We start from the raw sequence: 25,427 nt of genomic DNA, 5'->3' as shown, positions 1-25,427 counted from the left end.
TTCCTTTTGTTTGGCTAAGGTTATTTCTACCATGCGATAAAGAAATATCCGCTGATGGTTTTATTAATATCCCCAATAGTAATGATATAATAATAGGTTCCGGCCGGTAATTTTTTGCCGATGGTGACCCCGCTGTTGGAGGTCCCGTCCCATTGTCCGGAAAATTTTTCATCTCGGTAAACCTGACTGCCCCATCGGTTAAAAACCATCAAGGTGACTTTATTATATCTCTGTACCCATGGGATTTTAAGGGTCTCATTGATTCCGTCGTTGTTCGGGGAGAACCCTTCCGGCACTTCATAACAGGGATCGGTATCCAGATAGTCCGGTATTTGATCGCCATCACAATCGGCGGTGCCTTCTTCCGAGTCGTTCACCCCATCACCATCACTATCGGTATCCAGATAGTTGGGAACGCCGTCATTGTCGGTATCCATATATCCTTCTTGGTTGGTGGGGATGCCATCATTATCGTGGTCCGAGATTGCAACAACTAAAATAGAAACCGATGCGGTAGCACAAAGAGGTGGGGTTTCGTTGTCACAGACTTCGTAGTCAAAACTGTCGGTCCCTGCGAAGCCCTCATTAGGGGTGTAGGTAAATGTGCCGTCGGGATTGATTTCAAGCGTGCCGTTTTCCGGAGGTGTTATGGGGGTTGTGTTGATGGTTAGTTCATGATTGTTGGGATCCGAGTCGTTTGCAAGTAAGGAGCTGCCGTTCAGCATCCTGTCCTGGTCGGTCTGATAGGTGTCGTCAACCGGGGTGGGAGCCTGATTGGCCTGATCGTTATCGGTATTGGTTACATTCAGGAGGATTGACAAATCGTGGTAATTTTCATCTGAGTTGTCATTGTCCACAGCAAGCCTAAGGGCATAGGTGATGCTACCATCCACTTCTTCGTCATCCCTCCCGGTTATGGTTACCTTTTGCGACTGATTCCAGTTTTCCGGGGTATAGATCAGTGTGGTGCGGCTTAATAATCCTTCCGATTCATCCAACCCGGATATGGCAATTACCACATTGGAGGCGGGTTGACTAGCCAGCCGGAGGTTGAAGCTAGCCTGTAATCCTTCTTCGGACGTTTCCAAAGTGGCCGATTGTGGTTCGAGAATCAGACCGGCAGAGTCATCATCGGCATTGGTGATAAGCAGGGTGTTGCTTTGACCGTGGTAGGCTTCGTCCGACCGTTCGTCTATTACTTCTATTGTCAATGTATAACTAATGTCGCCATCTGTTTCATTATCATCTACTCCGGTGATGATTACTGTCTGGGGTTGGTTCCAGTTATCGGGGGTAAAGGTAAGTTCCTCAGCACTGAGCATGCCCTCCGTAGAGTCCAATCCCATGATTTCAAAAACCACCTCCGCATATGGTCTGCTGTTCAATACCACAGAAAAGATATCGGTTGTTCCCGTTTCTGAAGTAACGGTTGCCGTGTTGGTGGTGTTGATGGTGAATCCTGCAGCATCATTGTCTGTATTGATGACATTTATGGGGACAGATAAATCGTGATAAGCCGGATCAGATCGTTCATTGATAACCGCAAAAGTCAGTGTATAGGTGATGTCATCGTCGGCTTCATTATCATCTACACCTGTAATGGTGACAATTTGTGGCGTGTCCCAATTTTGTGGGGTAAATGTTAATTCGGAAGTATTCAGACTTCCTTCGGATGCATCAAGCCCGGTAATTTGGATAACAACATTGGCAGCCGGCTCCGTATTGAGTTCGATGGTGATATTATCAACAGTGCCTGATTCTGAGGTGATGGTACCCGAGCCCGATATCACCGGTTTTATGCCTGCGATGTCGTCGTCCAGTATGATTGCAGAGACTTCTTGTGGTTCACCCACCGAGGCATTGACAACCGAAGAAAGTGATATGGAGAGGGTCTCATCCCCCTCGGCTTCCCGGTCATTTATGGCTCTTAGCGTAATGGTTTCCTGGATTTCATAAGGCGAAATGGTTAAAGAGGTGATCTGACCGGAATAATCTTCATTGTCGGCCTGTCCCGAATAGGCTAGGCCAACATTGATTGCCTGTGTGGAAGCGTGCGACAACGCCACCATTAATACCGCTGATCCACCATCCTCAGAAAAGGGTGAGCCGGTGATATTGAGGGATACCTCCGGGAGGCTTTGCATGTCTTCAATGGTAATGGAAGCTTCCTGCGAGCCGTCAATGGTAGCGGAGCCTCCGGCTACCTGAGATATGTTGATTCCCAGTTCTTCATCCCCTTCATATAGATTGTCAGAAATGGCATCTAAAGTGGTGCTTCCGGAAGTGCTTCCGGCAGGTATGGAAATGGAATAAGAGGCGAGGTTGTAATCATTGTTTTCGGTCGAAATGTTAGTGGTTTCCAGAACCACTAAAACTGTTTCTTCTGTGGCATTGTCCAGCGTGGCGGTGACAGTGGATGATTGGTTTTCGGTAATGCTTTGGGGTATTACCGACAAAGAAACCAATGGCGGTGTTTCATCATCAAGAATAAAAAGATTTATGGTCTGGTTGCCGTTTTCAGTAGCATCACCCCCCGAAACTCCGGAAATAGTAATGGACAAATTTTCTCCACCTTCGTAAATATTATCATCTTGAACATTGAGAAATGTCTGACCGGATAATGCGCCGGCCGGGATGGTTATTGTGTTGGATGTAAGCTGGTAATCTTCATTTTCGGCCGAGCCATTGTTGGCAGCTAAGGAAATCGTAACGGGTTCAAATGTTGCCCTGTTTAGGGTGGCCGTGATGGTGGAGGAGCCCCCATCTTCAGTTAAAGAAGTGGGTGTTGCTGACAAGGAGACAGAAGGTGGAATCTCATCATCTTCAATGATAATCTTTACAGATTGTTCGTCTGAAGCAGGGAGTGCACTTCCGCCTTCTACACCTGTAATTTCAATGATAATAGACTTATCAGGTGCATATCTGTCGTTGTTAATGGCTGTGACGGTCGTTGAGCCAGCTAAATTTCCGGAGCCGATGGTGACGGAGGCCGGCAGAGCATAATCATCCGGTGTGGCTGTACCGCCCGTGGCATTCAGTGAAACAATGACTTGTTCTGTTGTGGCGACGGTCAGTGTGGCGGTGAGTGTGGACAAACCACCGTTTTCAGAGATAGAGAGAGGGGTGGCACTGAGGCTAACGGTTGGGGCAGCTTGTTGTTCTGTAATGGTGATGGTAGCCGTTTGAGGCGCGGTTACCGCCGCTTCACCGCCGGAGACATCCGAAATGGCCACCTGAAGCTGTTCGTTGCCTTCAAAGAGGTTATCTGTATTGGCTTCAAGGGAGGTGGTGGCGGACGTCTCCCCGGCAGCAATGGTCAGGGATTCATCTGCCAGAGTGTAATCGCCGGATTCGGTGTCAATGTCTGTTATGGAAAGAGAGACGGAGACCTCTTCATTCGTAGGATTGGAGAGGGTGACCGTAATGGTTGATGACGATCCTTCGTTGATTTGAAGTGGGGAAGCGGAAAGTGTAACGGCTGGGGCATCCTCGTCATCCGTAATGGTAAGGTTGACGAAGGAAGGGGTTCCAATGGAAAAACCGGCAGGAACACCGGAAATAGACACCTGAAGTGTTTCTGATCCTTCAAAAAAATTATCATTGAATGCTTCAAGGGAGGTGGTGGCAGACGTCTCCCCAGCAGCAATGGTCAGGGATTCATCTGCCAGAGTGTAATCGCCGGATTCGGTGTCAATGTCTGTTATGGAAAGAGAGACAGAGACCTCTTCGTCCGCAGGATTGGAGAGGGTGACCGTAATGGTTGATGACGATCCTTCGTTAATTTGAAGTGGGGAAGCGGAAAGTGTAACAGCTGGGGCATCCTCATCATCCGTAATGGTAAGGTTGACGGAGGAAGGGGTCCCAATGGAAAAACCGGCAGGAACACCGGAAATGGCCACCTGAAGCTGTTCGTTGCCTTCAAAGAGGTTATCTGTATTGGCTTCAAGGGAGGTGGTGGCGGACGTCTCCCCGGCAGCGATGGTCAGGGATTCATCTGCCAGAGTGTAATCGCCGGATTCGGTGTCAATGTCTGTTATGGAAAGAGAGACAGAGACCTCTTCGTCCGCAGGATTGGAGAGGATGACCGTAATGGTTGATGACGATCCTTCGTTGATTTGAAGTGGGGAAGCGGAAAGTGTAACGGCTGGGGCATCCTCATCATCCGTAATGGTAAGGTTGACGGAGGAAGGGGTCCCAATGGAAAAACCGGCAGGAACACCGGAAATAGACACCTGAAGTGTTTCTGATCCTTCAAATGTATTGTCATTGGATGTTGTAAGGGAAGTGGAGCCCGTTGTTTCACCGGCATTAATGGTTATACTTCCGGGAAGAGTATAGTCTTCCTCATCTGCCGATCCTCCGGTAACAGCCAATGTGATGGTGGTTTCCGATTCGACAGGTCCGGTCAGGGTGGCTGTCAAGGTCGATGTCCCGGTGTTTTCAGAAATGGAAAGAGAATTAGCATCGAGGGTTACCGTTGGTGCGGTTTGTAGATCTGTAATGGTGATGGTTGCCGTTTGCGGCGAGGCGAATACTGCGCCACCTCCGGTGACCCCTGAGATTGATAGCTGCAATTGCTCGTCCCCTTCAAAGATGTCGTCCTCAGCCGCCGTAAGGGTGGTGGAAGCCTCGGTCTCACCTGCAGCGATGATTAGAGAGCCATTAGAGAGGGTATAATCCCCTGATTCGGTGTTAATATCTGTTGCCGTGAGGGCGACCGTAACCGCTTCATAGGTGGGATTGGAGAGCGTGGCAGTAATGTTGGATGAGGTTCCTTCGGCAATTTGTCCCTGATCAGCCGTAAGTGTGACCTCGGGAATGTCTTCCGGATCGATAATGGTTGCAGTAACTTGTTGTTCGCCGTTCTCCGTTGCGTTGATCACATTGGCTATATCCACAATAATGGATTCTTCGAATTCATAATGATCATCGGTCTCTGCTGTGATGTTTATAGCCGTGGATGCAGCGCCGGCCGGGATTGTAATGGTATTCTCTGCAGAATAATCTATTCCGTAGGTGGCCGTTCCCGAGAAAGTCAGATTAACTATAATGTCTGACAGAATGGTCAGATCCGTTTCTACTGTAAGAGTTGCGGTTCCCGTTTCTTCGTTCAACGGACTTCCGGCCAACGAAAGAGTGACTGTCTGTCCCCGGGTGGCAATTGTTATAAAAGAAAACAACAGTAAAAAAAGATATTTCTGTGCATGTGATTTTATAGACATATTGATTTCGGCTTTCGTAGTGTTTGTTTTTTGCTGGTTAAGTTATTTTGAAATAGAGTTTGAAGGGGGTTAGGATGGATCAATAATATTTTATCCCCTAAACTCAGATTCAATGAAGGTAAATTTACGGCAAATCATCACCAAAGGAAACCCCTCAATGATTCTTGCGAAATTGTTTGCTATTTCTTTATGATTAGTGGCGGATATTCGCCTGATGAATGGTTCGTTTTTGTGGGTGAAACGATCATGACCATTAAAGTTTGTAACAACAAGAATAGAAATCTAATTCGTTAAGCCATGCGAGTTCCATTAGGCCAATAAGTTAAAAAATTATATACTAATAAATCGATTGTGACGAGAAGGATTATTTATCTCTTGTGGCTGGCTTAAAGATTCTTTTTCGCGAGCCGGCAATTTTCGTTTTCGCTTTCGTCTTAGATTTAAATTCATTAATCGATAGACTCTTAATACCCGTTTGCGATTCCACTTCAGACCTTCATTTCGAATACGCCCATAATATTCATCAAATCCTCTGGTGGGATATTTTTCACTCAGTTCATTGAGCTTATCAATTACTTCCCCATCATCCCGCCGGCTTTCAAAATACCACATCGAGCGATGCAAATCCGTTAATCGGCATGCCCTGGCAATGCTGATGTTATAAGTTGTCTGTAAGTATTCAGCTCTTGCTTTCTTCTGGCAGGGCTTTAAAACTTTTTTCCCAATAAATCTTTTAACATCTTATTATCCAGACTCGCCTCAGCGTACATTTGTTTTAGCTTCCGATTTTCTTCTTCCAATTCTTTTAATCGTTTAAGCTGTGAGACTTCCATCCCGGAATATTTCTTGCGCCAATTATAAAAGGTAGCTCGGGATATCCCATGTTCACGACATAAACTTTGGGCATCAATACCACTTTCATACGCCTTAAGAATCTTTACAATCTGACTCTCTATAAATCTTGATTTTTTCATAACTGTTTTTTGACTGCTTAAAATTAATATTTTGTCTAATTTTAAGCTGTCCGATTTACGGGGAAGGTTACAACCCCATCTCTACAGGCCCTTTAGAAGGTATTAATAATAAAATAAAGGTGCTTAAGAAAAATGCATATGGTTATAGAGATAGGGAATTTTTTAATTTAAAAATTTTAGATCTTCATCGAGCCAGGTATGCATTTTCGTGATGAACCACCATTATTATCTTTTGATTAAAAAATAAGTTATTTTAAGTAAAAATCCTAATTAAAAAATATTCTCGGTGTTAACAAATTTTGAGATGCAAAAGCTCTAAGTCCCAAATTTAACTATTGAGTTAAATCCAACTAATCAAAAGATATGGAATAAGTGAATTTGTCAGACCTATAGTATCCAATATTATACTCTATCGGCATTTTGTTTATATCATAAACTTCTCTTACTCTTTTCAAAATAGCGGTATTGGGTTTTATTTCCAGTTTTTTTGCCAATTCATCATCTGCATTAATAGCGTAAATTTTTTCTTGTGAGGTGGCTGCTATAGAGCCACAGGATTTTTTTAAAACGGTGTACAAAGGCAAATTGAAATTTTCGTTTCCAGTGAGTTCAAGTTCGGGATTGAAATAAGAAATAAAATAGACAAAAGGCCCTGATTTACTTCCTCTTAATCTTTGAAGTGTTAGAATCCTTTTTTCGGGAGTTGTATTGAAAAAAACGGTTACCGCTTTCGGCGCCTCTTTCCATATTACATGTAGTTCAAAATTTCTTATCTCTATACCGAGGGATTTCATTTCCTGAGAAAAACTTTTCCATTTTCGTCCGACACCTTCAATCCCGTCAGTAGAAACCTTCGTTCCCAGTCCTTTCCTCCTTATTAATAAACCGTCGTTGACCATACTTGTAATTGCCTGGCGAATTGTTGCCCTGGAGACTTTTAAAGACTTTGCAAGTTCAGTCTCGGTAGGTAACATTTTCCCTTCTTTCATGTATTCCGGACGGGCAATTAACTCTCTTAACATTTTTTCAATCTGTTCATGTAAAGGTATTCCGGAGTCCTTGTTTATTGTAAACATTTTAAATGAATTGTTTATTGAAACCTTTTGCAAACGCCCTGTAGTCAGCGACAATATAATCTAAAAATTTTAAAGTCTAAAACACACAATATCAATATAATAACATTAGACTTATATCTATTGCCTACCAATTTAAGACATCAACATGTACATACAAATATATAAAACTTTTACTCGACAATATAAAACTATTCTTAATTATTCTTTTTATGTAAAAAATTCAAAAAAATATTTGCGAAATATATAATTGTACATACATTTGTAGTACAAAATCCAATTAATGTATGAACAAATTAAATTTTCAATACAAACAAAGGGATCACATGAAACGAGCATGACAATGTGAGTATATCACAAAAAATAATGTATAAATCCTTTGTCATGCGAGTTCCATTAAACCAAAGACTTAATTAAAATTTATACGAATGAAAAAGCATTTGATTCTAATTCTGATTTTTTTATCGGGACCTGTGCTTGGGTTAGCACAACAATTTCAGGTTACCGGTAAAGTTACGGATACCGGGAATGAAGGAATTCCGGGTGTCAATGTTTTAAAAAAAGGAACAAATGAAGGTACTATTACCGATCAGGAAGGTAATTTTTCTCTAACGGTAACGGATTTAGATGAAGTTCTTGTTTTTTCTTTTATCGGAATGGAGACGCAGGAAGTGCCTTTAGATCGAAGACAGGTGGTAAATGTAACAATGAGCGAATCAACTCTTGGACTTGAAGAAGTTGTGGTAGTAGGTTACGGATCGCAGAAGAAAGTGAACCTGACCGGAGCTGTTTCATCTGTTACACCTGAAGCTTTAGAAGGAAAACCTGTAAATAATGTTGTTGAAGCTCTTCAGGGAACAACCCCGGGATTGATAATTCAGCAATCGAACTCACAGCCCGGGAATAGACCTTCCATTAATATCAGAGGGTTGAATACCCTGAATAACAATGATCCATTGGTGATAATAGATGGAATTATCGGTGATATTCAGAATGTTAATCAAGCCGACATACAAAGCATTTCTGTTCTAAAAGATGCTTCATCAACAGCCATATACGGTTCAAGAGCATCGAACGGCGTTATCTTAATTACTACCAAGCAAGGTGAAGCGGGCAAAACAAAGGTGAATTATAATTTCAATTATGGACTGCAGGAAGCCACCTTTTTACCCGACATTGTGGATTCATGGATTTACACCGAGTTAAGAAATGAAGCGCTGGTCAATTCAGGAAGAAAGATTGCTTTTACCCCGGAGCAGATAAATTATTATCGTAGTGGTGAAGGTCCTAATGTGAATTGGATGGAAAAAATTTATAAATCCGCAGCTCCCCAGCAATCTCAAAATTTGTCTTTTAGTGGAGGAAATGAAAAGACAAAGTTTCTCACTTCTTTTGGTTTTCTTGACCAGTCCAGCCTTTTTGAAGGACCATCTTATGGATTGAAAAAGTATAATGCACGTTTTAATCTGGAGCATGAAATATCTGATAAACTAAGTATTGGAGCCAAAGTTGCTTATACCAGGAATGAAATTAAAGACCATGCTTATTGGACAGAATGGATTATAGAACAGGCTACACGTATGCCTTCAATATATTCCGTTGTCGATGAGAACGGGGAATACACTTATCCGAGCGGAAGTAATAGTAATGCATTGCAACGATTAGAGCATGGGGGATATCGGCAAAACTCTAACGGAGACCTTTCCGGCGTTTTTAACGCTGAGTTGAAAATCCTAAAGGGATTAAATCTTAATGGAATGATCGGCGGACAGTTGTATAATAACAGGATGCATGAAAACAGGAAGGCACTGGAGGATTCCGGAGACCAGGAAAACAGGATGACCGAGAATTTTGGTAGAATTCAAAATATGACCTCCAATATTATTTTAAAATATGAGAAAGTAATTGATGACCATACTATTAACGCAATGGCAGGATATTCTTATGAAGGAGGCCGCAATAATAGTTTTTCTACCTACCGCATTACCGAAGAGGCTCAATATGATATAATGGCCGGTTCTCAAACAGAAGATACTCAAAATCAGGGTTGGGCTAGTGACTGGTCTATTTATTCATTGTTTGGTCGCCTCGGATACAATTTCAGGGAGAAATATCTTTTAGAATTTAATTTGAGAGAAGATTATTCCTCCAAATTTGCCGAGGATAATCGTTCTGCATTGTTCCCTTCAATGTCAGGGGCTTGGAGAATATCCGAGGAGCCATTCTTCGCGTCTCTTGAGAGATATGTTAGTTCTTTAAAATTAAGGAGTTCATGGGGGCTTGTCGGAAATAATAGAATCGGAGATTACCAATATCAGTCTGCGGTTTCTGTTTACAACGGTTACAACTTCGGTGATCAGGTTGTGAATATAGCTGGATTTTCCGCTGCAAACAGAGATTTGAAGTGGGAAACCACCAGAATGTTTAATGTTGGAGCAGATGTAGGGTTTTTTAATAATTCTCTGAATCTGACGTTTGATTATTTCCATAATATGACCAGAGATATCCTTATAAATCTACCTGTTCCGGGAACTTATGGAGGTGGAGCACCGATTCAGAATGCAGGAAAAGTTAAAAATTACGGCTGGGAGCTTTCGGTGACCTACCATCACAGGACTGAAAACTTCAGACAAACCATAAGTGCTAATATTTCGGATACCCGAAATGAAGTAGTTGATACAAAAGGGACTGAATGGATTTATGGATGGGATATAAATACCATAATTAAAGAGGGCTACCCCATAAACTCGTATTATGCATATCGTTGGGACGGCTTTTTCCAGAATGAAAATGAAGTTGGTGAAGGCCCTCATCTGGATGGTATTACGCCTAAACCAGGCGACATTAGATACCTTGATAAAGATGGTGATGGACTGATTAAGGAAGACGATGACAGATTTGTTCTTGGAAACTCTTTTCCCAGGTTTACTTTCGGGTTGAATTATTCACTCAAATGGAAAGATGTTGATTTTTCCATGTTCTGGCAGGGAGTTGGTCAAAGAAGCGTTTGGTTAAGAGGAGAATCTGTTGAAGCATTCCATAATAACAATGAAGGGCCCGTATTTGATTTTCATTTGGACAGATGGACGCCGGTCAACCGGGATGCCTCATATCCCCGATTGACCGTTGGTTCGGAATCTGCAAATAATGCTGCAAAATCTGATTTTTGGATTCAGGATGCCGCTTATCTGCGATTAAAGAATCTACAGTTGGGATATACATTCCAGAATAATCTGACACAATGGATAGGAGTAGATAGTTTTCGATTTTATTTGAGCCTTCAAAATGCGTTGACCATAACTGATATGATTGGAGGTTGGGACCCGGAGACTGCCGATGGAAGTGGTCGTATTTATCCGGTTGCAAGGATTTATTCACTGGGATTGAGTCTTAATTTTTAAGAAAAGAGTGATATAAAATAAGCATGATAGAGCCTGACACAATGAGAATGTGTAAAAACTGCTACATGCAAATCTCATACGACTATAATTGTCAAATAGTACATCTATGAAAACACATAAAAATATATTTAAACTATTGGCTCTTGTAATTTCTTTTTCAGCCGTATCCTGTGTTGAATTAGAATTGGAGCCTTACGACAGAGAAACTGATAAGACTTACTGGCAGAAGCCGGAAGCTGCATTATATGCTTTGAACGCTTGTTATCCAACTTTATCAAGCGCTTCGAAAGTACTTTATTCAGATGCGATGACGGATAATGGCTACACCAAAGTGCCTAATGCATATAATCAAAGCATAGGTAACGGTTCGTATTCTACTGCCGAACCATATGTTCAGGAAGAATGGTCAAGTCGGTATGCCGGAATCAGAGCTTGTAATCTGTTGTTAAATAATATTGATCAAGTTCCTGAGCTTTCCCAGGAATTATTAAACCGTTACTCTGCCGAAGCAACTGTTATCAGGGCATATCACTATTTTGAGCTTTATTCAAAATTTGGAGATGTTCCTTATTTTACTGAAGTAATATCCATTGACCAATCTCAAACATTAACAAGAACCGAACAATCAGTAATTACTGAAGAGTTGTTGGAGCAACTTAATGAGGTTATTAATAATGAGTATCTTCCTTCTTCTTATAGTGGAGATGATGTGGGGCGAATAACTCATTGGGCGGCTTTGGCATTAAAAGCCCGTATTTTGCTTTTTGAAGGAAGATACACCGAATTGGTTGATGTCACTGAGAATATAATAAATAATGGGCCCTTTTTTTTGTTTAATGATTATGAAGCATTATTCACACTGGAAAATGAAAATAATTCAGAGGTAATTTTGGATTTGCAATACCTTCAGTCCAGCCGCGAACACAGTGTCCAATATCATTTTTTACCCCCTTCTTTGGGAGGCTATTCGCAACTTTCACCCATTCAGTCATTGGTTGATAGCTACATAACACTTGATGGCTATAGAATTGAAGACGCTCCGGCTTCAAGTTTTGATCCTGAAAATCCATTTGAAAACAGAGATCCCAGGCTAAAAGCAACAGTGGTTTATGACGGGAACAGTTATCCTTTGGAAGATGGCAGCGATCATTTTGTTTATACCGAACCAGATGGCGGGCAGGATAGCTTTGGTGCCAGTTCTGATGTATCAGCAACAGGATATTATCTCAAGAAATACTGGGATAAAAACTATCGGGCTAACCTCATGTCCGGATTGAATATTATTCTCATCCGATATGCTGATGTGTTATTGATGCATGCGGAAGCGCTTGTAGAAATGAATCAAATGGATGAACAAGGTTGGGATCTAACCATTCGGGCCTTGCGTGAGAGAGCTGGTTTTAGTAAGAACACAGCCCTTGATTTTCCCGGCGGAAGCCAGAGTGAGTTAAGACAGATTATAAGAAACGAGAGGCGAACGGAGCTTGCATTTGAAGGATTGAGACGCAAAGATATTATCCGATGGAGAACGGCTGAGAACGTTATGGATGGATGGATATACGGAATGGAAGTAGAGGACGTTCAGGGCATGGATGATGGTCATGTTGCTATAGAACAAAGGTCTTTTGACCCTTCAAAGCATTATTTGTGGCCTGTTCCACAAAATGAGATTGATTTGAATTCTAATTTGAGCCAAAACTCTAACTGGTGATAAACTTAATAAGAATTTGATATGAAGAAGTTATTAATATTAGGTCTAATTTTATCAGGCATCTGGGCATGCGAAGATGATTACAGATTAAATACTGAATTTAATACGCCAACCGACCTGTATTCTCCTGAATCCGTAGACATTGACCTGTCATCAGGAGATGTTGTTGAATTTTCATGGACGGGCGGTGGTGCTGAAGACAGCTCTACCGTAATTTATCAGGTTCTGTTTGATGAAGAAGGGGGTGACTTCTCCTCTCCACTTGATACGCTATTGAGCGATCTAGGAGCTCAGCCAAAATTAACTATTACTCACACCCAGCTAAACACCATAGCACGTAAAGCCGGAATTGTTCCTGAAAGTACCGGAAAGTTGAGATGGACCGTGCTGGCTTCAAAGGGGGGGGTTGTACAACCTTCAAATGTAGTTAACGAAATCATTGTCACACGTCCGGAGGGCATTGACAACTTTCCAGAAGCACTGTTTTTATATGGAGATGCCACCGAGAATGACGGAAACGGCGGATTACAGTTCAGAAAAGAAGAAGAAGGGGTATTTGTTATATACACTAAAATACCGGTTCCCGGAGATATCTACTTCACAAGTAGTACCAGCGAAGATTTCTTTACATATTATGCAGGTTCTGACGGTAAATTGACTGAGGGCACGGGTGCTTATAGTATTGATGAAAATTCAAATCCATACAGAATTACTGTTGACTTTAATTCTCTTAGTGTAAAAACGGAAGTAATTTCCAACGTAAGAGTTATTTGGGGTGCTACTTATGATGTCATAGGCAACCTCGATTATATCGGGAATGGTGTTTTTCAGGCTGAGGATTGTGAAATCATTTTTATAGATCCCAGCAGACCTGAAACAAATCCGCCTTCGTGGCTCGGGTGGACAGAAGAACGATATTATTTTATTGCAAATGTTGAAGGCGAGGATTTATGCTGGGGCAGAAAAGATGGTGTTAGTCCTGAAAGGCCAACCGGAGACGAATCTCTCTCATTTTACGAAATAGGTGAATTTCCTTGGAGCCAATGGGAACATTTGTGGAAAATGAGCGGAGACCTTGATTATACTTCCTGTACCATTACAATTGACACGAATATTCAAGGCATAATGGTGCATCGGTTTTCAGATATTACTCCCTTAAGTTAGAATTAAACGCGTGCATGGCAGTTCTTTTCTGAACTGTTATGCACTTTGTAATAGTGTTCGTTCAATAGTTTGACAGTAACTAATGTTTGACAAATGAAACGAGCATGGCCAAGTTTTGTTATTAGGCCAATAGGCCGGTAGGCTGCAAGTAAATATTTAGGGACTAAAATAGCCGGAAACAAAAAATGATGAACTGTAAACTCATTGGTCATGCAAGTTTCATTAGACCAATGAATTAAATAAATTATATACTAATGAATATTAAGTTGTTTTCCATATTGATTTTTCTATCTCTCATTGCCTGTGGCAGTCAGGAGGAAGAATATATTCCGCCGGAGAAATCTCCTGATAAACCTGAAGAAGAAGAACCCCTTTGTCATGAGAAAGGCAAAGAAATATTTAATTTAATCAATCAATATTATTCAGCCACTTCCGGGGGATTAATGAACGAAAGCTATCCGTCCAGGAGCGATGATCCCGCCTATTCTTATTTATGGCCATATGTGGGGTATGTTGACGGATCAGCAATGTTGGCTAAAGTTGGCTATGATATAGATTATCCTTCGATAGTGGATAATTACGAAAAGTATTTTAGTGTCGGGGCGTACGACAACAATCTAGGCGCCTACTCTTCGTCTACCAACGGAATTTCAGGCCAGGGGACACGTTATTATGATGACAATGCCATTGTGGGTTTAAGTTTATTGGAAGCATATGAGATTACTTCTGATGATAAATACTTGGAAAGGGCAGAAAGGATTATCCCCTTTATAATGGGTGGTGAGGATGATAAGTTGGGTGGAGGAATCTGGTGGAATGAAGATCAGGTATATCATCCCGGGGCAGATTCTGACAAAGGAATTAGTTCCAATGGTTATCCTGCTTTGTTTTTTCTGAGGTTTTATAACCTTGCCGATGGGTATAGCCAAAAGGCTGAATTACTTTCCATTTCAAAGCGCTTGTACGAATGGGTTCGAACCACATTTTATGATTCAGGGAATAATACTTATGCCAACAGTATTACTGCTGAAGGGAATATTAATCATACGCGGTGGACTTACAACTCCGGTGTTATGATACAGGTAGGAATAGAATTGTTTAAGATTACCGGAGAGCAGGAGTATCTTAGTGAAGCAATTGCTGCCGCACAGGGGGCTTATGATTACTACGTAAAACCCAGAAACGGAATGGCTATTTCGTATCCCGATCATGATCCCTGGTTTAATACCAAGCTATTGGAAGCTTATATCGATCTGGCACCTTATTACGATGCTGCCGGCGGTTATATCGACAGTTATCTGAATTTTATTAATTACGGGTATGAACATGCACGAACTACAGAAGGCTTTTTCTATGAAGATTGGACTGGAGAAGACTCTAAGAGGTACTGCTCTCTTTTGATGCAGGCTTCGGTAGTTGAATCTTACGGCGCACTTTCCCTGTTTTATGAGGAAGATTTTAATTGATAAGGTTTTAAGGTTTTTATATGATGGTGCTGTCGGTTGGTAATAAAAAAAATATGAGATTCTGGATTTGGGCATTTGTAATAACGGGGTTGTTATGTCAAGGATGTGTCCGGAGCTATAAGAAAAATTATGAAGACACTGCAAAAGATTTGTTTCTGAAAATCTGGAATAAATATAGGGTGCCCGAATATGGCCTTTTTTCTGAATATTTTCCACAGGATCATAAACCGGAGATGTTCTATTTCCAGGATTCTGTAAAGAGCGCTCAGGAAGTGGCTTTTCTTTGGCCTATGAGTGGGGTGTTTTCGGCGACAAACGTGCTTATGAAACTGGATTCAGATTATTATTCACCATATCTGGATTCAATGGTGTTTGCAGTGGAGCAGTATTATGATACTACCCGCCATCCACCCGGTTATCAGGCTTATCCTTCTGCGCTGAATCATGCTGACCGATATTATGATGACAACGGATTGGTGGGGATCGATTATGTGGATGCTTTTGAAGTCACCGGAAACCCTGATTATTTAAAAAAAGCCAGAGAGATAATGGAGTTCATTAAGAGTGGATGGACTGAGGATTATGGCGGAGGAGTCTCCTGGCTGGAGGGTGTCAGAGATCAAAAGCCCGCTTGCTCTAACGGAAAAGCAACCGTCTTGGCATTAAAACTGTTTCAGGCTACTTCAGATGCCGAATATCTTGATTACGGGTTAGCCTCCTATAATTGGATGATGGATCATTTAAGGGATGATTCCTTAAACATTATCTGGAATTCCCTTTTAATTAAGGAAGAAGAGGCTGGTGTTGTACAAAAACATGGCTACACTTATAATACTGGGGTTATGATTCAATCAGCCGTCCGTTTGTTTAAGATTACCGGAAAGGATCATTTCTTGAAGGATGCACAGTCACTTGCCGAAGGTAGTTATAACTATTATGTGAAATGGACGAAACAGGATGTTTCGTATATTGAGGATTTGCCTTGGTTTGTGGTTGTTTTGTTCAGAGGATATCATGAATTATTTGAAGTGGATAACAATTCAAAATACATCAATGCAATCATGAAAGGGGCAGACTATGCCCTTGATAATGCGACAGATTCTGACGGACTTTTCTTTCATGACTGGACAAGTCGTAGTGGTGTGAAGGGGCAGCCCAAATGGCTGCTTGATGAAGCCTGTATGGTAGAACTTTTTGCCCGAATGGCACTCATAAGAAAGGGAATTGATGATTCTTTGGAAGATTAATAATTTTTCAGACTGAAATTCTGGCGGCACAAGGGGGTTGGTCTATAAAGATATTTTTACTCTTTGGTTCTTCTGTGATAGACAGCTTGAATTCAATATAGTCCTTTGCTGAACGCGTCGCATGAATGGAATGAATTAATGAATTTTGGACTTTCATAAAATGAAACGGAATAATGATCATGGACAATGATTTGATAATTTTTAAAGATAATGATGACCGCCCTGTAACTGGCATCTGAACCAGGGAAAAATGCTAAATAATATTGATTATTAAAATTAAGAAAATGAGAAAAAGAATTATACTTTTTTTGGTGATAGCAATGGGGCTGCAATTAAGTTCTTGCTCCACCGAAAAATTAACTGATTATGTAGACCCAGGCATTGGAACTGTTCACAGCAGATGGTTTTTTTATACCCCCGGTGCTGTCCCCTTTGGAATGGCGAAGTTAGGGCCCTCTACCAACGGGAGTTATGGAAATGAACAGGGGTGGGAAGCCGTCGGATATGACGGAAGGCACAATTCAATAGAAGGGTTTGCCTGTTTTCATGAGTTTCAGATCGGAGGTGTTATGATTCAACCGATGGTAGGAGAGCTAAAAACGAGTCCGGGACTGTTGGATAATCCTGATAAGGGATATAGATCACGGTTTGATAAGCAGGACGAGTATGCAACAGCAGGGTATTATTCTGTAGTTTTGAAAGACTATGATGTAAACGTAGAATTGACCGCCACCAAGCGAGTTGGTTTTCAAAGATTTACATTTCCTTCTTCTCAAAAGTCCAAAGTTATTTTTGATATCGGAAATCGATTGGGTGAAAGTGGTGAGGTGCAGGATTCTTATATTAAAATCATAGATGGCAATACGGTAGAAGGTTTTGTGATTACCAAACCCGAATATGTGAAGAAGTATCAACCGAGGGCTGAAGTGAAAATGTATTTTTTTGCAAAGCTTGATAAATCAGCAGATTCCTTTAATACTTTTTTTAGAAATGGTGAAGTTTTCTCAAATAATGTAATTAGAGGGAAAGGGGCTTGCGCAGTATTGAATTATGTCACCACAGAGAATGAGGAGATTAATCTAAAAATAGGACTTTCATATACTTCAGTGGATAATGCAAAGGAGAATTTTTATGGTGAAGCGGGTGACAAGGATTTTGACACCGTAAAATCTATGGCTCTTAATACGTGGAATGATTATTTGGGCAGAATTAAAGTTGAAGGAGGTACCCGGAAGGATAAGGTGAAATTTTATACCGGATTATACCATGCTCTACTAGGTAGAGGCCTTGCCAATGATGTTAATGGGTCTTACCCGATGAACAATGGTGAAGTAGGTTTTATAGCGAAAAATGAAAATGGAGAATTGATCCACAACCATTACAATACAGATGCTATTTGGGGTGGTTTCTGGAATCTGACACAATTGTGGGCATTGGCTTATCCTGAATACTATGCAGACTGGATTCAAAGTCAGTTGTTGGTATATAAAGAGACCGGATGGCTTGGTGATGGAATTGCAAACAGCAAATATGTGTCCGGTGTAGGAACCAATTTTGTGAGTCTGGCCATTGCTTCAGCCTATAATTGCGGCATCAGAGATTTTGACATTCAGACTGCTTACGAAGCAGCTTTGAAGAACGAAATTGGTTGGGAAAAAAGAATTGAAGGAGCTGGTAAAATGGATGTCAAACAATTCGTCAATAGAGGGTATGTTCCTTATTCGGAAGATTTGCCATTTATGACCACCCCTGAAGGTTCCGGATTTGCAGCGTCACATACACTTGAGTATTCTTATAGCAGCTATGCGGTTGCGCAATTTGCAAAGCAGCTAAATAAAAAAAGTGATTTTGAAAAACTAATGAAGCTTTCAAAAGGATGGGAAAAATTGTACGATCCTGACAAAAACCTGATACGGCCCCGGAATATGGAAGGGCAATTTATTGAGGAGTTTGATCCACTTGAACCCTGGATTGGATTTCAGGAGGGCAATGCAGTTCAATATACATTTTATGTTCCTCACGATATTGAAGACTTGATTGGCCTTATGGGAACCGAAACCTTTAATAATCGTCTGGATTCCATTTTCATACATTCAAGAAAAAATATATTTGGAGGTGGCACAGAGGTGGATGCTTTTTCCGGCCTGAAAGCTTTGTATAATCATGGGAATCAACCCAATCTACATATCTCTTGGCTATTCAATTTTTCCGGGAAACCATATCTTTCCCAGAAGTGGGTGAGAACTATATGTGATGAATTTTATGGTGTTGAGCCAATGCATGGGTATGGTTTTGGCCAGGATGAAGATCAAGGTCAGTTAGGTGCCTGGTATGTAATGTCAGCGATGGGACTTTTTGATATTAAAGGATTGACCGAAATCAATCCACAGTTTCAAATTGGAAGTCCGCTTTTCGATAAGATTATCATTAAACTAAATCAAGATTATTACAGCGGAAATAATTTTACCATAATTTCCAAAGGAAACTCTGAGTCTACTCCTTATATTCAGAAACTTTATATCAATGGAGATAAGCATGATAAACTTAAAATCCCATTCCAAAAAGTCATTAGTGGAGGCCATTTGGTTTTGGAAATGGGGAAAGAACCAAATATTAATCTCAAAGACTAACAATAATCATTCGTTCACCTTGTTGATACAGAAAAGCCTATTAATAAAATGCCTCACAGCTAATGCTACAAACTCTTAAATATGAAAATACTATTTTATAAGACAAGGAAATTTTTCAAGAAAAAAATTCACAAACAATTGTGCTATAAATATTACTGCATGATGATTTTTAAAATATAACCTACTTTTTTCTGGAAAATTCTTATTCTACAATATTCAATCATACTAATAAACACAACCATATTTAACGCCGAAAAAACGAATCAATTTCTTATTGAATTGAATGGGTGTCCTTATAACTCTTAAGACAATTGAAAAAATAGATATTTGTGGATTTAGCAAAATAAAAAATTGGAAAAAACATATTGAAAAAATGGAAAATTTAAATCTAAAAAAAAATAAGTTTAATAAATTTCCTTTTATTGAAATTTCGGGGGAAACAAAAAGCGGGTGGAAAGAGATTGCAGACTTTTGCCTCGATGGGCAAAAGAAAACAATTACGATAGATTGCTATCAAGGGGTTTTTATTGAGGAGATTCAACAAGCGTTCAAGGATAATGCATTATTCTTCAAGACAGAAGATTTTTTTAAATCCGAAAAAGAGATAAGAAATATAACCCAGAAAGATGTAACAGACGATGAAATTTTCGGGATTATTACTCATCTCAATATGGAGGATTTTATTGATATAAATAAGTTAAAGAAATTTGAAGAAAGAATTGATGATCCATCCAAGCCAATCGTTGTATGTGGACCAGGTGCATCACTGTTCATGCAAACCCCTGACATGCGTATATATGCTGATATGGCAAGATGGGAAATCCAAAAAAGAATGAGGCGGGGGAAGATCAATGGTTTAGGTGTAAAAAACAGCAACGAATCGTTTAACCATCAATACAAAAGAGGATTTTTCGTTGATTGGAGAGTTTGTGATAAACACAAAAAAGAGTGGTTTTTTAAATGTGGTTATTTGCTTGATACCAATAAGGCCAATGATCCCAAATTAGTTAAAATGGACTTGATTAAAAAAGGGCTCGAAAAAGCTGCTCATCAACCGTTCAGCGTTGTCCCCTTTTTTGATCCCGGACCTTGGGGAGGCCATTGGATGGAAAAAAATTTAGCTATTGAAAACGAAGATGCCCCAAACCATGCATGGTGCTTTAACTGTATACCTGAAGAAAACAGCATCTTATTTAAAATTAACAACCATTTTATTGAACTTCCTTCGATTGATGTAGTTTTTTTCGAAAGTGTCGCATTATTGGGGGATGCTGTTGAAGCCAGGTTTGGAAAAGAATTTCCAATAAGATTCGACTTTTTAGATACAATGGGGGGAGGCAATCTCAGTCTGCAGGTACATCCCGACACCACCTACATACAGGAAAACTTTGGAATGCATTATACTCAGGATGAAAGTTACTATTTACTTGATGCCGGAGAAAATGGTTCTGTTTATTTGGGACTTAAAGACGACACAGATGTAAAAGAAATGTTTGATGAGTTGGAAAATGCTCAACTTCATGGAAATTCATTTGATGCTGAAAAATATGTAAATAAGTTCCCTGCCAAAAAGCACGACCATTTTCTTATTCCTGCAGGAACCATTCACTGTTCGGGGAAAGATGCAATGGTCCTGGAAATAAGTTCTACACCATATATTTTCACTTTTAAAATGTGGGACTGGGGAAGGCTTGGTCTTGACGGTAAACCCCGACCAATAAATATAAAACATGCACGAAATGTGATAAAAAATGAGAGAAGAAAACGATTTGTGGAAGAAGAATTAATCAATAAAATTGAAATTGTAAGCAAAGGCGACGGTTGGGTAGAAGAAAAAACAGGATTACATAGATGTGAATTTATTGAGACAAGACGACATTGGTTTTCCAAACCCGTTCTTCATAACGGAAACGGCAGTGTTAATGTAATGATGTTAATAGAAGGAAGTGAAGCTGTTGTAGAAAGCCCTGACTCTCTTTTCGAACCCTTCATTGTGAGATATGCAGAAACTTTTATTATCCCTGCAGCAGTTAAATCATTCAAAATATCTCCCTTTGGAACTAGCAAAGGAAAGACCATCGCCACAATTAAGGCATATGTTAGATTTTAATAAGAATTTATGAAAAAAAATATCTCAATAGGAGTTGACATAGGCGGCAGTCATATTAGCTGTGCCGCGGTTGATTTAAACACACAAAAAATAATACCGGGTTCTTTTTTCCAAAAAAATGTTGATAATCATGCTTCATCCAACGTAATTATTCGTACATGGAGTGAAGCAATTTTGAAAACGATAGAAGCAGTTGGATGGAACAATCTAAAAGGTGTTGGTTTTGCAATGCCTGGTCCATTTGATTATGTAAATGGTATATCTCTTTTTAATGGAGAAACTCATAAGTACGAAAATACTTATGGACTTAATATTGGTGGAGCCATTAAAGAATTTCTGGGAATCCCGGAGAATATCAATGTTCGATTTATTAATGATGCTGTGGCGTTTGCTATTGGTGAAGCTAGGATTGGTAAAGCAATCAATAAAAAGAGGTCTGTTTCATTAACAATTGGAACAGGCCTAGGATCTGGTTTTATTGAAGATGGAATTCCTATTTTTAAAGGAGCTAATGTACCAAAAGATGGTTTTGTTTGGAATTTACCCTACAAGGAATCTGTCGCTGACGATTATTTTTCAACTCGAGGAATTGTGAATGCATTTCATGCCTTGGCAGGAGTTAAAGTTAAAGGAGCAAAAGAAGTTGCCTTGGAAGCGAAAAACAATAATACCAATGCGAAAAAAGTTTTTTTGGAATTTGGCGAAGGACTTGCAAGTTTGCTCGCTCCTTGGTTGAAAAAATTTGAGGCTGAGGTTTTGGTTATAGGGGGCAACATCTCAAAAGCTTTTCATCTTTTTGAACCTTCTATGAAATCAGTATTCAGGTCAATGAATTTTAAAATAGTTATAGAAAAATCAGATTTAAATGATAAGGCGCAAATCATTGGCAGTTCACAACTCATGGATGATCGCATATGGGTAAAGTTGGGCAAATAAATGGTTTTAGGAGATGACTGGAGTTTTCTCAAAAATCAATATCAAAATGACAGAGTGGTAACAACGAAAAATATTTTGAAGGAAATAAATCTGAAATATCTTTTTATAAATATAATTATCCCCCAAATTTAGACAGCAAGTACCATTAGAAATTTTTGTAAACTTGTTGTTATGAAGAAGCGGAAAATTACAGTTCGGGATTTGAAACAAAAGTTGTTCTTGAGGCATTTCAAAAGAGAGACGATTCAGGAAATAGGCAAAAAATATGACCTTCATCCAAATCAAATATCTACATGGAAGAGCCAATTTCTCAGCAAAGCTAGGCATGTATTTGAGAGAGGAGTCGCCAAAGACGATTTTGAGAAAGAAAAAAGAGCTCTATAAAAAGGTAGGTCAGGTCGACTTTTAAAAAAAGTATTGGGGAAATAGCCACCAGCGAGCGTAAAACAAAGGTGGCAAGACGCATGAATTAAGCATAAAGCATCAGTGTCGCCTTTTGAATATTTGCCGCTGCAGCTGCTACTATGTTCTCCGCAAGAATAGTTCATATAATAATGTAGCTGATAGACAAACAATTCACAAAGACACCATTTTATGGGGTGTCTCGAATGGTTAAGCATTTACGGGAGGCAGGACATAAAGTGAATCCCAAGCGTATTTGTAGGTTGTATCGAATTATGGATTTACATGTAATTTGGCCACGATTAAATACATGTAAAGCACATAAAGGGAAAGATCATACGATTTATCCATATTTATTACGGGATGTAAAAATTGAGAAACCCAATCAAATATGGGCAATGGAGATAACATATATTCCGGTGGAAGTGTAGCCTTCCCCGGATGGCTATTTCGATCAGACTGTGCCTGTGAATTTGATTAAAATGTGCCAATCTGAGAAATGTTACAATAGTACAAAAAGTTTATTCAGGATTCAAAATATCTCTCCTCAAAGAGGAATCGTATAGATCGATTCGATGGGGAGAATTTACCAGTCGGTAGAGTATTGCATCAGCGATTGTTTCTTCGCCAATAATGTCATACTTAGATATTCCAGTGATATTGACCCCATGGCTATTACGGTTCAAAATGTGCCACAATAGGGGCGCCTCATAATCTCTTCAAACGCAGAGACGCCAAGGCGCAGAGGAGGCGGTGAATCCCATGCACAACCTATTTCTATTTATTTCCACTTATATCTATTGTAATAGCCCCGTAAATCATCGGACAAAGTTATAGAACAAAAACTATAACTTTACCACGATGAAAAAAAGAACATTTAGCAAAGAAGAGAAGCTTGCTATAATTAAAGAAACAAGTATTCATGGAGTAACCTCTACATAAGAAAAGCACGGAGTGTACCCTGCCTCGTACTACTGCAGGAAGAGGAAGTATGATGAGATGGGCGAAGAAGGCTTTAATCACGGCATGACCCCTCAGCATTTAAAACGGATTCGTGAACTTGAAAAGGAAAATTTAGCCCTTAAGCAATTGCTAGCCGAAAAAGAGCTTGAGAATAAGCTGAAAGGAGAATTGCTAAAAAAGAAACAAGCCTTGGAGAAAAAAAGGAGATTGTAACCAGGTATATCTACCAAGGCTTAAAGCGAGACCTGGCATTGGAAATTGCCGGAATCACAAAGCATCAGCTTTATTATCGGAACAAGTCTGGCAAACAAGGACGGAAACCATCGAGAAAGACTTTAAAGATTGATGGTTCTAAACATTTGGAAGTCCCCAATGAAGAGGTTGTAAACGATATTAACGCCATATCTGAAGATCCGGATACAAATTATGGCTATCGCAAGATGACCTACGCTTTAATGATACTTGGCTATCAAATCAATCATAAAAAAGTTTACCGGTTAATGAAAGAAAATATGCTACTTAAGGAAAAACATAGTCGACAACCACGCCCGTTTGTAAAATATCGTCGGGTCATACCTCAAGGGCCATTGCAGGTATTGGAAATGGATATAAAGCTTGTCTGGGTTGAAGAGTTCAAAAGACATGCATTCATATTAACCGTGATAGATACTTTTACCAGGGTATTACTGGGACGCAAGACCGCTTACAGCATAAAAAAATCAATGGTAAAAGAGCTTTGGGTAGATATTATTGAAAACCACCTGCAGCCTTACAATTGCCTCAACAGGCAGATAGATATTGAAATCAGAAATGACAATGATTTAAGATTCATTGCCGGATCTATTCGAAAGTTTTTTGAAGAAAACAAGTTAACACAGGTCTTTACTCATCCCTATATGCCACAGGGAAATGGGCATATTGACAGTTTTCATGCCATTCTTTCAAAAAAACTAAACCGATATAAATTCTGGTCGATGAATGATTTAGAGCAGTGCTTAACTTTGTTTTATGAAAAATACAATAATCATAGACTCCACAGTTCAACCCTCATCTGAAACCCCTCAATGGGGTTGAAGATGAGTCTGAAAACGAAATGTATGGCGCCGTAACATTTCTACAACCATCGGTACAATAATCGCCTTCGGTGGTTCCTTGCCGATGCAATTATCGGCAGAAAATTTTATGTTTGTACAACTGTCTATCACGAGTGTCCAAAAGATTTTTTATAGAACCTTTTTAAGTTGTTAATATGTAGTTTATTATAAGCAGAAAAGTCACGTGTCGATTTGAATTCATTTTCCATCTTTACTGCCTGTAAATAAATCAGGTAAATATGAATAGTGGCAAATATATATTCAGTCAACTCATCGACTTCCTGCCCAAAAGAGTTTTTGATATGATTGTCAAGCGACATAACGGAGATAAATGGGTGAAAACTTTCACCTGCTGGAACCAATTGCTTGTAATGATGTATGGGCAATTGGCTTCCTGTGACAGTCTCAGGGAGGTTGCGTGTATCGTTAATTCTATCAAAAACAAGAGTTACCATCTCGGATTTGGCAAAGGAGATATTAAACTGAGCAATCTCTCCTATGCGAATGTAAACCGGGACTACAAGATCTTTGAAGAGTTTGCCTTTCACATGATCAATATTGCTCAAAGCAAGCGAATTAACAGGCCGTTCGAATTGCATGGAAAGTACTATGCCTTCGATTCCACCACGATAGACCTTTGTTTGAGCTTGTTCAAGTGGGCATACTTCAGAAAAAACAAGGGTGGTATCAAAGTTCACACGTTGTTTGACGTTGTAACCCAGATACCAACTTACATTCATATCACGGAAGCAAAAGTTCACGATGTGAATGCGATGGATAAGATTCCGTATGAGCCATATGCGTTCTACATTTTTGACAAGGGATATTATGACCTTGCAAGGTTGTATACAATCAATACGATTGGCTCCTATTTTGTTATCCGACAGAAGTCTCGCCTCAAATTTGAAATTGTTGATGGTGACGAGCTTCTGGACGGAGAGGATAATATCCTGCTTGATCAAACGATAAATCTTACTGGCTACCAGACCAGGAAAAAGTATCCCTTCGTTCTGAGAAGAATAGTTTACTATGCT

General features: G+C 39.9%; 18 protein-coding genes and 1 pseudogene. 15 read left to right on the top strand and 4 right to left on the bottom strand.

From position 1 onward, the window contains the following. Nucleotides 1-26: 26 nt before the first annotated feature. The 3 genes from ACT29H_RS02310 to tnpA all read right to left on the bottom strand — a co-directional run bounded on the left by ACT29H_RS02310 (nucleotide 27) and on the right by tnpA (nucleotide 6,196). Nucleotides 27-5,222: a Calx-beta domain-containing protein gene (locus ACT29H_RS02310; protein ID WP_444819978.1), complete on the bottom strand. Its 5,196-nt coding sequence runs from the start codon at nucleotides 5,220-5,222 to the stop codon at nucleotides 27-29. A gap of 330 nt (nucleotides 5,223-5,552) precedes the next feature. Then, nucleotides 5,553-5,834: a hypothetical protein gene (locus ACT29H_RS02305; protein WP_444819977.1), complete on the bottom strand. Its 282-nt coding sequence runs from the start codon at nucleotides 5,832-5,834 to the stop codon at nucleotides 5,553-5,555. A gap of 95 nt (nucleotides 5,835-5,929) precedes the next feature. Further along, complete coding sequence (tnpA, locus tag ACT29H_RS02300; RefSeq protein ID WP_444819976.1) at nucleotides 5,930-6,196, bottom strand: IS66 family insertion sequence element accessory protein TnpA; 267 nt, start codon at nucleotides 6,194-6,196, stop codon at nucleotides 5,930-5,932. A 74-nt stretch (nucleotides 6,197-6,270) separates the two neighbouring features. Here tnpA and ACT29H_RS02295 point away from each other — a divergent pair. Beyond that, nucleotides 6,271-6,408 (top strand): annotated as a pseudogene (locus tag ACT29H_RS02295) (transposase); the annotation flags it as partial. A 138-nt stretch (nucleotides 6,409-6,546) separates the two neighbouring features. On the opposite strand, the gene ACT29H_RS02290 reads toward ACT29H_RS02295, so the two are convergent. After that, nucleotides 6,547-7,272, bottom strand: a complete 726-nt coding sequence (locus ACT29H_RS02290) for a GntR family transcriptional regulator (protein ID WP_444819975.1) — start codon at nucleotides 7,270-7,272, stop codon at nucleotides 6,547-6,549. A gap of 425 nt (nucleotides 7,273-7,697) precedes the next feature. Here ACT29H_RS02290 and ACT29H_RS02285 point away from each other — a divergent pair, with 425 nt between their 5' ends. The 14 genes from ACT29H_RS02285 to ACT29H_RS02220 all read left to right on the top strand — a co-directional run. Next, nucleotides 7,698-10,670, top strand: coding sequence for a SusC/RagA family TonB-linked outer membrane protein (locus ACT29H_RS02285; RefSeq protein ID WP_444819974.1), 2,973 nt, complete (start codon nucleotides 7,698-7,700; stop codon nucleotides 10,668-10,670). 106 nt (nucleotides 10,671-10,776) lie between these two features. Beyond that, nucleotides 10,777-12,381: a RagB/SusD family nutrient uptake outer membrane protein gene (locus ACT29H_RS02280; protein ID WP_444819973.1), complete on the top strand. Its 1,605-nt coding sequence runs from the start codon at nucleotides 10,777-10,779 to the stop codon at nucleotides 12,379-12,381. 21 nt (nucleotides 12,382-12,402) lie between these two features. Then, nucleotides 12,403-13,545: a SusE domain-containing protein gene (locus tag ACT29H_RS02275; RefSeq protein WP_444819972.1), complete on the top strand. Its 1,143-nt coding sequence runs from the start codon at nucleotides 12,403-12,405 to the stop codon at nucleotides 13,543-13,545. A 254-nt stretch (nucleotides 13,546-13,799) separates the two neighbouring features. Beyond that, nucleotides 13,800-15,011: a glycoside hydrolase family 76 protein gene (locus ACT29H_RS02270; RefSeq protein ID WP_444819971.1), complete on the top strand. Its 1,212-nt coding sequence runs from the start codon at nucleotides 13,800-13,802 to the stop codon at nucleotides 15,009-15,011. A 233-nt stretch (nucleotides 15,012-15,244) separates the two neighbouring features. Next, entirely contained in the window at nucleotides 15,245-16,258 is a 1,014-nt protein-coding gene (locus tag ACT29H_RS02265; protein ID WP_444820404.1) for a glycoside hydrolase family 76 protein, read from the top strand. Between the two features lie 284 nt (nucleotides 16,259-16,542). Next, nucleotides 16,543-18,888, top strand: a complete 2,346-nt coding sequence (locus ACT29H_RS02260) for a GH92 family glycosyl hydrolase (RefSeq protein WP_444819970.1) — start codon at nucleotides 16,543-16,545, stop codon at nucleotides 18,886-18,888. Nucleotides 18,889-19,261: 373 nt separating this feature from the next. Next, nucleotides 19,262-20,998 (top strand): class I mannose-6-phosphate isomerase, encoded by a 1,737-nt coding sequence (locus ACT29H_RS02255; protein WP_444819969.1) that lies wholly within the window; start codon nucleotides 19,262-19,264, stop codon nucleotides 20,996-20,998. 9 nt (nucleotides 20,999-21,007) lie between these two features. Continuing rightward, nucleotides 21,008-21,934, top strand: coding sequence for an ROK family protein (locus ACT29H_RS02250; protein WP_444819968.1), 927 nt, complete (start codon nucleotides 21,008-21,010; stop codon nucleotides 21,932-21,934). Nucleotides 21,935-22,105: 171 nt separating this feature from the next. Further along, on the top strand, nucleotides 22,106-22,318 hold the full coding sequence (locus ACT29H_RS02245; RefSeq protein ID WP_444819967.1) for a hypothetical protein: 213 nt from the start codon (nucleotides 22,106-22,108) through the stop codon (nucleotides 22,316-22,318). Nucleotides 22,319-22,494: 176 nt separating this feature from the next. Continuing rightward, complete coding sequence (locus ACT29H_RS02240) at nucleotides 22,495-22,767, top strand: IS3 family transposase (RefSeq protein ID WP_444820403.1); 273 nt, start codon at nucleotides 22,495-22,497, stop codon at nucleotides 22,765-22,767. Nucleotides 22,768-22,911: 144 nt separating this feature from the next. Next, on the top strand, nucleotides 22,912-23,037 hold the full coding sequence (locus ACT29H_RS02235) for a hypothetical protein (RefSeq protein WP_444819966.1): 126 nt from the start codon (nucleotides 22,912-22,914) through the stop codon (nucleotides 23,035-23,037). 253 nt (nucleotides 23,038-23,290) lie between these two features. Beyond that, entirely contained in the window at nucleotides 23,291-23,512 is a 222-nt protein-coding gene (locus ACT29H_RS02230) for a hypothetical protein (RefSeq protein ID WP_444819965.1), read from the top strand. Nucleotides 23,513-23,550: 38 nt separating this feature from the next. Continuing rightward, nucleotides 23,551-24,354 carry an IS3 family transposase gene (locus ACT29H_RS02225; RefSeq protein ID WP_444819964.1) on the top strand — a complete coding sequence of 268 codons (804 nt, stop codon included), beginning with the start codon at nucleotides 23,551-23,553 and terminating at the stop codon, nucleotides 24,352-24,354. Between the two features lie 278 nt (nucleotides 24,355-24,632). Then, nucleotides 24,633-25,427: IS4 family transposase (locus ACT29H_RS02220; protein ID WP_444819963.1), on the top strand; the 795-nt coding region annotated here is incomplete at its 3' end.

Source organism: Thermophagus sp. OGC60D27 (assembly GCF_052400625.1).
GTDB lineage: Bacteria > Bacteroidota > Bacteroidia > Bacteroidales > Marinilabiliaceae > Thermophagus.
This window is presented reverse-complemented; position numbering and strand designations above follow the sequence as displayed.